The organism is Massilimicrobiota sp. SW1139 (genome assembly GCF_012027715.1).
Taxonomy (GTDB): Bacteria; Bacillota_I; Bacilli_A; order Erysipelotrichales; family Coprobacillaceae; genus Allocoprobacillus; species Allocoprobacillus merdigallinarum.
Genome location: NZ_SJOR01000020.1, coordinates 24,525 through 35,415, shown reverse-complemented (window position 1 = coordinate 35,415; position 10,891 = coordinate 24,525). Strand labels below are relative to the sequence as shown.

Sequence of the window (10,891 nt, the reverse complement as noted above, 5' to 3'; positions counted from 1 at the left end):
TTTCCCTCTTTTTGTTTTTTTGGAGAAAAAATGGGAATAATTTTTAGGACTCTTGTGATGATATAAAAATAAGGTATAATAGAAAACAGGAGGTTGAAAAAATGGTTGATTTAGAAATGTTGAAACAGTTCAGTTTAGCCAATGGTATTTCTGGCTATGAAAAACATATAACAAGATTAATGAAAACATATTTAGAAGAATATGTAGATGAAATACAATATGATGGGTTAGGAAGTTTAATAGCGATTCAAAATGGGGAGAGCCCATTTAAGGTTTTATTAACAGCTCATGTTGATGAAATAGGATTTTTAGTTAAAAATATAGATGAACATGGATTTATACAGGTTCAGCCCGTAGGTGGCTGGAATCCACGTCATTTACCATCATCTTTAATGAATATTGAAACACGTGATGGTCAAAACATAAAGGGTGTCATGGCTCTTAAACAACAGACACCTAAAGAAAAGGTGCTTACTGTAGATGACTTATATTTGGATGTAGGAGCTTTTTCTAAACAGGATGTTTTAGATATGGGAATTGGTAAAGGTGATCCTGTAACGCCTGTATCTGATTTTATCATGATGCAAAATGAAAAATGTGTGCTTTCCAAAGCATGGGATGATCGCATTGGAGTCGCAGTCATGGTAGAAGTTATGAAACGTTTGCATCATGAAAAGATTTATCCCACTCTTTATGTAGCAGGAACAGTACAGGAGGAAGTGGGATTACGTGGTGCTAAAACTGTGGCACAAATGGTTCAACCGGATTTGGCTTTAGCCATTGATGTGACTTTTTCGTATGATCTTCCTGGCGGGGAACAGGGCGATGTCAGATTGGGAAATGGTGTCGCATTATGTGTGATGGATGGCAGTGTGATTGGTCATACTGGCTTATTAAAACAATTAGAAAATATTTGTCGAAATCACCATATTGCTTATCAGCTTGATATGGATTTGGCAGGTGGAACAGATTCAGGAGAGTTAAGTAAAGTGGGACAGGGTGTCATGAATTTAACTGTTTCTATTCCGACACGTTACATGCACTCTCATTATACGATGATTCATCTTGATGATTTTGAAGCGACTGTTGATATGCTAGTTGCTTTCTTAAAGGAATTTGACGAAGACATGTATATGTCTATGGTGGAGGATAAACGTTAATGGGGGCTCTTGTATTAGAAGGTGGAACTTTTCGTCCTATTTTTTCTAGTGGAGTAATGGATGCATTGAATGATCATGGTGTTGATTTTCCTTATGTTATTGGAGTATCAGCAGGTATTACAGACGGTTTTTCTTATGTATCTAAGCAGCCAAAACGTAATTATGATATTTTAATGAATCATCGTCATGATAAAAGATATGTGGGACTTCGTAACTATTGGCATGATCGTAGTTTATTTGGATTAAAGTATGCTTATGAAACGATTCCTAACGAAATCTATCCTTTTGATTGGGATACATTTTTAAATAATCCAGCTCAAGTGAAAGTTGGTGTGACTAACGCGGAAACAGGTCAATGTGAATATTTGGATGGGAAACAATTAGATAAAAAATGTACAATGTTGAAAGCAACTTGTGCCATTCCTTTTGCTTTTCCAGTTATTTCTTTAAATGGTAAGAAATATTATGATGGTGGAATCTGTGATCCTATTCCAGTTAAAAAAGCTATGGAGGATGGACATCAGAAACTATTGATTGTCCTAACGCGACCTAAAGGATATCAAAAAACACTATCAAAGGCTAATGTTGTTGCGAGTCGTTTATTGAAGAAAAAATATCCTCAACTAGTACAACCCTTATTAACAAGACATCTTTTATATAATGAAACATTGGCTTATTGTGAACAGTTAGAACAACAGGGACAGGCGATTATTTTAAGACCAAGTGAAGAACTTCAAATTGATTCTTTTGAAAAAGATTTACAGAAGATTGATCGTATTTATCAATATGGCTATCAATTAGCTTTAGAACATATGGAAGAAATCAAGAAACTCCTTGAATAGACATTATTTTGACATTTTCACACATTTTTAAAATAATGTTAAGGTATTTATATATTATATTAAAAATATAAAAAGAAATCATCTGATGATGGAAAGGAAAGATAAATGATGAAACATATGAATAAAAATAAGCTATTTAAAATCTTTGTTGTGTTATTATTGATTGTATCATTAGGATGTAATGGATTTTTGATGTATAAAGTCTTAGGGAATCAGGGAAGTGGTCATTCTGCTTCTTCATCTAATGCGACTGTTCAAACAGTTAATTATGATGTGCAATCTGATTTAACAGATGTTATTGAAAGTGCCAAGGAATCCGCTGTTGGTGTTGCAGTTTATCAAAATAACCAACTTGCTGGTAGTGGTAGTGGTGTCATCTACAAAGTAGATGGAAAAACAGTATATGTCATTACAAATCACCATGTTATTGAAAATGCTCAATCTATTGAAGTCATCTATTCTAATGGTGAATCAGTGAGAGCTGAATGTTTAGGTAGTGATGAGTATGGTGATATTGCTGTTTTGAAAATGACAGTTAATTTTGATGTATCAGCTTATAAGGTTGGAGATTCTGATTTATTAGAAGCAGGAGAACCTGTTCTTGCTGTGGGAAGTCCATTAGGTATTGAATATGCGGGAACAGTCACTCAAGGGATTGTATCTGCTCCATCAAGAACAGTATCTGTTGATTTGAATAATGATGGTAGAGAAGACTGGGATATGAATGTTATTCAGACTGATGCAGCGATTAATCCAGGGAATAGTGGTGGAGCATTAGTCAATGCTGCTGGAGAATTGGTTGGTATTACATCTATGAAATTACTTTCTGAAGAAGTTGAAGGTATGGGCTTTGCTATTCCAATTAATGATGCTGTTAAATTAGTTGAAGAAATTATTAAAACAGGTAAAGTGAATCGTCCAACTATTGGGATTTCAGCTGTATCGTTAGATAGTTATTCTTCATATGAACTTTATATGTATCGTATTCAAACAAATTTAAATAAAGGAATCTATGTTGCTGATGTACAAAGTCAATCACCAGCGAGTCAAGCAGGTATTCAAGTAGGAGATGTCATTACACAAATTGAAGGTAAAGATATTGAATCATATAAGGATTTCTTGACGGAACTTTATTCTAAAAATCCTGGTGATACGATAAAATTAACAATTAATCGTAATGGTTCGACATCTTCAGTCAATGTCACTTTAGGTTCTTCATAAGGAAAGCGAAAAGGTCTTTCCTTTTTTTTGTAAAAAATATATAATGGGTGTTGGTGATGGTATGAATAATGAAGTCAAAAAACAACTTACTTTATCATTGATTTTACTCACTCTTTTAATCGCAACACTGTTTTTCTGGTATCCTAATTTTATGTTTCATACATATGTAGAAAGATTAGATTATCAGTATTGTTTGCGTGGTGAAAATGATGAATTTGTTGTTGATGGATATCAATTTTATCAAGATGGTCAAACACAGGGATATGGTCATGCACGCATTACGCCTTTAAAATCGCAAGTTTTTAAAAAGAATGATGAAGTAACATTGACTTTGATTTTATCCCAGGAACATCAGTTATCTCAGAAAATTAAGATTCAAAATGATGATCAGGTCGTGACATTAGATGAACAAGAAAGTGAAGATGTCTTTTTAGAAGAAGATATTCAAAATGCAAAACTGCAAATATCAGTCAATCGTCAAAACAAAACGACTTATGATCAGACAATAGAATTAAAAAATCAAGATATGTTGACATATACTTCAGCAAATAAAGATTATACATTAACCAATGTATATGTGACTGAAAATTGGTTAAAAACAGGAGTTTTTTCAAGTAAAGATCAGGATCTTGCTAAAGAATATCCTTATATGATTATTAATTATATGTATTCTCATGAACAGAATCATGAAGTGAATATTAATGATTATGAAAGATTTGTTTATTTAAAAGGAAAAACAGAAGATTTTTTAAATGATCAGATGGAAGAAATTGGATATTATGATGGTCAAGGATCATTATTTGATATGCAGTTATGTTGTGTAATAACATTAATGAAAAGTGAAGATGATTTGCATCCTTATACTTTTACATTACCTTTAAGTCCTATTCAAAAAGGAGAATAACTATGACACCAGGAAAAAAAGATAAAATGACATTATATATGTTGAGAAATGCTTTATCTACTTTGGTTATTGCTTTTATATCTTTTATGATATCATTGATATCATATTATGAATGTTCATTTCTTGAAGCTATTCAACGATTATTTTTAGTCAATATTTATACAACATTATCTTTTTTATTATTATGGTTATTGGATTATATGATTTTTGAAATATCAAAAATCATATTTGATACTTATGAAAATATTCTGACATATAAATTTATTCTTATTTTATGCTTGATTGCGATTATTTTGTTCTTTGTTCCAATGTTGGATTTATTTCAATGGAATTTCATTTTCTTATGTCTGTTTATTGCATTAAGACAAGTGAAACAATTATATATTCATAAAAAAAGACCATCAAATGGTCTATAAAAGAGCACTCAGGCTTTGTAAAAAATGTTGTTTAGAAGTCTGATCCAAAGAATTATAGTATTCTTCAAAAAGAACACCTAAACCAACAAGAATTGTTTCTTCTTGAGAAGCAATACCTTCATCAATCGTTTCTTGGAGTTGTGCTGGAGAAAATCCTTTGAGATTCATTAAAAGTGCTTCACGCATTTTATCAGTCCTTTCTTATATAATATGGGATAAATATTTTGATTTATACAGGGAGTTTTATGAAAGAGTATCAAATCTTATTAAATGGTGAAACTATAACATATCAGTTAACATATAAGTATATGAAAAATATACGAATGCGTGTTAAAGATGGAATGTTATATGTCAGTGCACCTTATGGAACACCATTAGAATATATTGAAAAAACAATACAGACTTATCAAAAACGCTTACTGAAACAAATCAATACTTATCAGCCTTATGCTCAATATTGTGATAATGGATATGTCTTGATTTTTAATCAGCGATATCGTATTGTTTTACGTGATATAGGAATAAAAAAATGTCAATTTCATCATCGGGATATTTATGTTTATCATCGTGATATACAAGCATGTATTGAAAAAACGTGTCGTCAAATATTACATGATTACATTGAAGAGAAAATCATTGCTTATTTGGCTTATGATTTTGATTTAGATATGCCTTTGATTGAGATTAAAAAATATAAGAGTCGATGGGGAAGCTGTTATTATCGTGATCATCGTGTTTCTTTTCATTTAGGACTTATTCATTTGGAAAAAGAACTTATTGATTATGTCATTCTTCATGAACTCGTACACTTTTTACAGCCTAATCACTCTGCTTTGTTTTATCAGGAAATAGCTCAAAGAATGCCTTGTTATCAGGAAATTCAAAAACGTTTAAAGGAGAAGCATACATGATTACATCTATACAAAATGAAACAATAAAAAAAATCATGAAATTGAAACAAAAGAAATACCGTGATTTAGAAGATCGATTTTTAATTGAAGGGTATCATTTGGTTGAAGAAGCTAAAAAAGCCAATTGTATTGAAACAATTATTACAATGCTTCATGAAACATTTGAAGAACCAACGATTTATGTATCTTCCAATGTCATGGAAAAGCTCGCTTTTACAAAGACACCACAACCTATTATGGCCATCTGTCATAAACCACATCATCGTCTTTTCAATACCAATCATCAGCGTTATCTGTTATTAGATAATATTCAAGATCCTGGTAATTTAGGAACAATTATCAGAACAGCATTAGCACTAGGCTATGATCAAATTATCATGTCCTATAATAGTGTGGATTTATATAATGATAAAGTCATTCGTGCAACACAGGGAGCACTTTTTCAAATGTCCATCTGTCAAATGGATTTGATAGAAGCTATCACGTCACTCCAACAAAATGATGTCAGAGTTTATGGAACATCATTACATCAGGCACAACCTATTCATCACTATCAGCCACAAGACAAAATGGCTTTTGTGTTAGGTAATGAAGGACAGGGTGTTTCTCAAGCTGTTTTAGATGCATGTGATGCTCATTTATATATTCCTATTCAAGCGATTGAATCTTTAAATGTTGCGATTGCAGGAGCTATTGTTATGTATCATTTTCCTAAAATTTAAGAAAAGATTTGCAAAATAATAAACATATGATATAATATCTTGTGTTTAGAATCGATGAAAAGGAGTAGTAGTTGTTGATACTTTTTAGAGAGTCTATGGTTGGTGGAAATAGACAGGTTAGACAATGAACTCGCCTTGGAGATACAAAGATGAAAAGAGTAGTCTTTGTCGTTAACTGCGTTAAAGTTTTGAGAGCATATATGGATTCCATATATGAACTAAGGTGGTATCGCGATCAAGTCGTCCTTAGAAGGACGGCTTTTTATATTATAAGGAGGGATAAATGATGCCATTTGATCATCAGGCCATTGAAAAAAAGTGGCAAAAATATTGGGATGAACATCAGACTTTCTATACTGATGTTTGGGATTTTTCAAAACCTAAATACTATGCTTTAGATATGTTTCCATATCCATCAGGACAAGGATTACATGTTGGACATCCTGAAGGATATACAGCGACAGATATTATGTCACGTATGAAAAGAATGCAGGGATATAATGTTTTACATCCAATGGGATTTGATGCTTTTGGATTACCAGCTGAACAATATGCGATTAAAACAGGAAATCACCCTGAAGGATTTACACGTCATAATATTGAAACTTTTACACATCAGTTAAAGATGTTAGGTTTTTCATTTGATTGGGATAAATGTATTTCTACTTGCGATCCTGATTATTATCATTGGACACAATGGATTTTTAAACAACTTTATGAAGATGGTTTAGCTAAAAATGTGGATATTCCAGTGAACTGGTGTGAAGAATTAGGAACTGTTTTAGCTAATGATGAAATCATTGATGGAAAAAGTGAACGTGGGGGATACCCAGTTATTAGAAAGAATATGAAACAGTGGGTTATTGATATTCCTGCTTATGCTGAAAAATTATTGGCTGGTTTAGAGGATGTTGATTGGCCTGAATCTACTAAAGAAATTCAAAGAAACTGGATTGGAAAGTCTATTGGCGCTCATGTGCATTTTCAAGTTGATGGACATGATGAACAGTTTACTGTGTTTACAACACGTTGTGATACGCTTTTTGGCGCAACTTATTGTGTGTTAGCTCCTGAACATGAATTGGTGGCTAAGATTACAACACCACAGCAAAAAGAAGCGATTGAAGCCTATGTGAAAGTCTGTGCTACAAAATCTGAATTAGAACGTACTGAATTAAATAAAGATAAAACAGGTGTCTTTACTGGTGCTTATGCGATTAACCCAGTGAATCAAAAGAAAATACCTATCTGGATTTCAGATTATGTTTTAGCAGGATATGGAACTGGTGCTATTATGGCGGTTCCTGCTCATGATGATCGTGACTGGGAATTTGCGAATAAATTTGGCCTTGAAATTATTCCAGTGCTTGAAGGTGGAGATGTCACAAAAGAAGCATGGACACAGGATGGAAATCATATTAATTCTGATTTCTTAAATGGTATGAATAAAGAAGATGCCATTGAAACAATGATTCAATGGTTAACTGATCATCATTGTGGTGAAAAGAAAGTGAATTATCGTTTAAGAGAATGGATCTTTGCACGTCAAAGATACTGGGGAGAACCAATTCCAGTGATTAATTTTGATGATGGCACTTCCGTTGCATTATCAGATGATGAATTACCATTGATTTTACCACCATTAGAAGATTACTCACCTTCTAAGAGTGGGGCATCACCATTGGATAAAGCTACAGACTGGGTGAATGTCACTGTGAATGGAAAAGCTGGAAAACGTGAAACAAGTACAATGCCAGGAAGTGCGGGAAGTAGCTGGTATTATATGCGATATATTGATCCACATAATGATCATGCGATTGCTGATAGAAAGTTATTGGATCACTGGTTACCAGTTGATTTATATGTTGGTGGACCAGAACATGCTGTTGGACACTTATTATATTCTCGTATGTGGAATCGTTATTTATATGATAAAGGATATTTATCACATCCTGAGCCATTCCAGAAATTATATCATCAAGGTATGATTTTAGGAACAAATGGTGAAAAAATGAGTAAATCTAAAGGGAATGTCATTAACCCTGATGATATTGTTCAAACTTATGGGGCTGATACATTAAGAGTTTATGAAATGTTTATGGGACCTTTGGAAGCAAGTAAACCATGGAGTGAAACAGGTGTTGACGGTGCTAGAAAATGGTTGGATCGTGTGTATCGTTTGATTGTAGAATCTGATAAATTAAGTGATGAAAATGATCATTCATTAGACTTTGTTTATCATTCTACTGTTAAAAAAGTCACTCATGATTATGAAACATTAGGATTTAATACTGCTATTTCACAAATGATGATTTTTGTTAATGAAGCTTATAAAGCTAAAACTGTTTATCGTCCATATGCTGAAAACTTAGTCAAAATGTTAAGCTGTATCGCTCCACATGTCTGTGAAGAAATGTGGCAGTTACTTGGACATGATGAAACATTAGCTTATGAACCATGGCCAACATATGATGAAGCTATGTTGGAACAGTCAACAATTGAAATGGCTGTACAGGTTAATGGAAAACTTCGTGCTAAAATCACTGTGAATAAAGATGAAGATGATGAAGTCGTGAAACAGGAAGCTTTAGCTCAAGATAATGTAAAAACACATACTGAAGGAAAGAATATTGTGAAAATTATTGTCGTGAAAAATAAGATTGTCAATATTGTTGTGAAATAAAAATATTGATTTATAAACATGGAATGAAGAGAGAAGTGAATTTCTAAAAGTTAAGGTATCTTAATTGCAGAGATTCACTTTTTTAATGTTCAATTATTGATAACAAAAAACGCTAACTTTTCAGTTAACGTTTAACAACAGCATTGACAAATAGATGGATTGTTTATAGGGGCTTGTCTGATGATCACTTGACCATTTGTTTCCATAACAGCATCTTCATTGATGATTTCACCAACACTGTCAACCGTAATTGTTCCTGATTTGACATTTTTAATAGAATCAACATGTCCTTTGATTGTTGCCTGTACATCAGAATATTCAAATGCTAAATCGCAATCAATCATTTCACAATCAATGAGTTTCAAATTTTCACAATAACATAATGGTTGTGTTCCAATGATCTGACAGTTAATGAATGTGACATTTTTTGAAAACCACCCTAAATATTCACCTTTGACAACAGAATCTCTAACAATGACGTTACTGCTATGCCAGAAGGCATCTTTTGTATCTAAATAAGAATTTGTAATTTCTAAGTCATGCATATACTGGAAAGAATATTTTCCTGCAAATTTCAAATGATCAATTTTAACATGCTGACTATGGAGTAACATATATTCAGAATGAATTTCACTATCTTTAATAGAAATATCCTGGCAGAACCAGCCAAACTCTGGTGATTGAATCTGACAATTTGAAATAATTGTATCACTACATTCTCTTAAAATTTTTATACCTTGAATATCACAAGAATCAATCAAACCATGATGAGAATACCAGATAGGAGCTCTTGTTAATTCATCTAAAGAGCTGTGAATTAATTCATAACCCTGTACATGCCATAAGGGATAACGAAGCGAAAAAGTACAATGATCAACTCTGACTTGTCTTGTTTCTTTTAAGACAGATTCTCCATCTTGAGGACCAGCAAAAGTACAGTTTCTCACTTCAGTATTTTGTATATTGTATAAAGCTCTTTCTTCATCAAAAGTTTGATTTTCAATAATCTGTTTGATTTGCATGATATTGACCTCCTTTAAGAAAGCTTATGCTTTATTTTGAATATTTTTTAAAGTGTAAATCAGATAATCAAGATGATCAATTTTCTTTTGTTTTTGATGCACTTCATCTAGAATTTCATATCTTTTCTTTTTTAAAAAAAGGAAAAGAAATTCAAAACGATGATTTTCAAAGTCATCAACAAATTCTTGAACTTGTTTGGATGAACATCCCATATCTTCTAAACTTTTTTGAATATCTTCTTTGGTAAGCATTTGAATCATATGAAAGCCTCCTTGACTATATTCTATATATAGACATTATAAAAATCAAATACTTATAATGGATAGTCAGCTATGCTTTTGAGGTATTTATATGGATATATGTTGTCTAATTATTTCTTTTTTAAGGTGTTCATAAAGTTCATATGTAGATATGCAATCTGCTAAAGAACGGTGTTCATTTGTGGAAAGCCCTAAAAATTCTACCATGTCTGTTAAACGATGATGGGGCATTTGAGGATAAACCTTTCTACAAAATTGAACCGTATCCATATATTCATTAGATAAATTGATCTGAAAATGATTCGCAATAAAATTAAGATCGAAAGCTGTATTATGTCCAATAATTGGATCGTATCCAAGAAACTGCAAAATGTCATCTTGAACAGAAGAGAGAACAGGCATATCCTCTACCATTTGATTATCAATGCCAGTGAGTTGAGTGATAAAAGGACTAATATTCTGTTGGGGATTGATTAATTGGCTATAACGTTCAACGATTTCTTTGTTTTTGACCTTTAATATTCCAATTTCAATAATTTTATCTTTTTGCCAAGATAAACCTGTTGTTTCGATATCTAAAACACAATAATCATCAATGATTTTTTTAACATAATGCCCTCTTTTATAATATTGTTTTTGATAAGCCATTGTGATCACCTCAATTCTATATTTAAATCTATTCAATATAAAAATGCAAATGAATTTATAAAAAAGTATAATCATCAGTCAAATCATGTTATAATGTTGCA

The 10,891-nt window shown here is 32.1% G+C and carries 12 protein-coding genes and 1 other annotated feature; of the genes, 8 read left to right on the top strand and 4 right to left on the bottom strand.

Annotated elements, in window-relative coordinates; genetic code table 11:
• The first annotated feature begins 101 nt into the window (after window positions 1-101).
• From E0K96_RS10015 to E0K96_RS09995, 5 genes are all read left to right on the top strand, one after another.
• Window positions 102-1,160 carry a M42 family metallopeptidase gene (locus E0K96_RS10015; protein ID WP_168082938.1) on the top strand — a complete coding sequence of 353 codons (1,059 nt, stop codon included), beginning with the start codon at window positions 102-104 and terminating at the stop codon, window positions 1,158-1,160.
• On the top strand, window positions 1,160-2,002 hold the full coding sequence (locus tag E0K96_RS10010) for a patatin-like phospholipase family protein (protein ID WP_168082936.1): 843 nt from the start codon (window positions 1,160-1,162) through the stop codon (window positions 2,000-2,002). Before E0K96_RS10015 ends, E0K96_RS10010 begins: the two co-directional genes overlap by 1 nt.
• A gap of 117 nt (window positions 2,003-2,119) precedes the next feature.
• Window positions 2,120-3,223 (top strand): S1C family serine protease, encoded by a 1,104-nt coding sequence (locus E0K96_RS10005; RefSeq protein ID WP_240924499.1) that lies wholly within the window; start codon window positions 2,120-2,122, stop codon window positions 3,221-3,223.
• Between the two features lie 43 nt (window positions 3,224-3,266).
• Entirely contained in the window at window positions 3,267-4,127 is an 861-nt protein-coding gene (locus tag E0K96_RS10000) for a hypothetical protein (protein ID WP_168082932.1), read from the top strand.
• Window positions 4,128-4,129: 2 nt separating this feature from the next.
• Complete coding sequence (locus E0K96_RS09995; RefSeq protein WP_168082930.1) at window positions 4,130-4,543, top strand: hypothetical protein; 414 nt, start codon at window positions 4,130-4,132, stop codon at window positions 4,541-4,543.
• Here E0K96_RS09995 and sspI read toward each other — a convergent pair.
• Window positions 4,538-4,729, bottom strand: coding sequence for a small acid-soluble spore protein SspI (sspI, locus tag E0K96_RS09990; RefSeq protein ID WP_087243207.1), 192 nt, complete (start codon window positions 4,727-4,729; stop codon window positions 4,538-4,540). The genes E0K96_RS09995 and sspI overlap by 6 nt on opposite strands.
• 122 nt (window positions 4,730-4,851) lie before the next feature.
• On the opposite strand from sspI, the gene E0K96_RS09985 reads away from it, so the two are divergent.
• The 3 genes from E0K96_RS09985 (at window position 4,852) to leuS (ending at window position 8,859) form a co-directional block, all read left to right on the top strand.
• On the top strand, window positions 4,852-5,454 hold the full coding sequence (locus E0K96_RS09985; protein ID WP_240924497.1) for a M48 family metallopeptidase: 603 nt from the start codon (window positions 4,852-4,854) through the stop codon (window positions 5,452-5,454).
• The gene (locus tag E0K96_RS09980) at window positions 5,451-6,176 is read left to right on the top strand and encodes a TrmH family RNA methyltransferase (protein ID WP_168082926.1); all 726 of its coding nucleotides are present in this window, start codon (window positions 5,451-5,453) and stop codon (window positions 6,174-6,176) included. The genes E0K96_RS09985 and E0K96_RS09980 overlap by 4 nt, the downstream gene beginning before the upstream one ends.
• 45 nt (window positions 6,177-6,221) lie before the next feature.
• Window positions 6,222-6,427 (top strand) — a binding site (T-box leader).
• A gap of 35 nt (window positions 6,428-6,462) precedes the next feature.
• Window positions 6,463-8,859, top strand: coding sequence for a leucine--tRNA ligase (leuS, locus tag E0K96_RS09975; RefSeq protein WP_087304857.1), 2,397 nt, complete (start codon window positions 6,463-6,465; stop codon window positions 8,857-8,859).
• A 131-nt stretch (window positions 8,860-8,990) separates the two neighbouring features.
• Here the strand turns inward: leuS and E0K96_RS09970 are convergent, their stop codons facing one another.
• The 3 genes from E0K96_RS09970 to E0K96_RS09960 all read right to left on the bottom strand — a co-directional run bounded on the left by E0K96_RS09970 (window position 8,991) and on the right by E0K96_RS09960 (window position 10,790).
• A complete protein-coding gene (locus E0K96_RS09970; protein ID WP_168082924.1) occupies window positions 8,991-9,881 on the bottom strand; it encodes a DUF3737 family protein in 891 nt (296 codons plus the stop codon).
• 24 nt (window positions 9,882-9,905) lie between these two features.
• Window positions 9,906-10,142 carry a hypothetical protein gene (locus tag E0K96_RS09965; protein WP_087243214.1) on the bottom strand — a complete coding sequence of 79 codons (237 nt, stop codon included), beginning with the start codon at window positions 10,140-10,142 and terminating at the stop codon, window positions 9,906-9,908.
• Between the two features lie 87 nt (window positions 10,143-10,229).
• The gene (locus E0K96_RS09960; RefSeq protein ID WP_240924496.1) at window positions 10,230-10,790 is read right to left on the bottom strand and encodes a 3'-5' exonuclease; all 561 of its coding nucleotides are present in this window, start codon (window positions 10,788-10,790) and stop codon (window positions 10,230-10,232) included.
• Window positions 10,791-10,891: the final 101 nt, after the last annotated feature.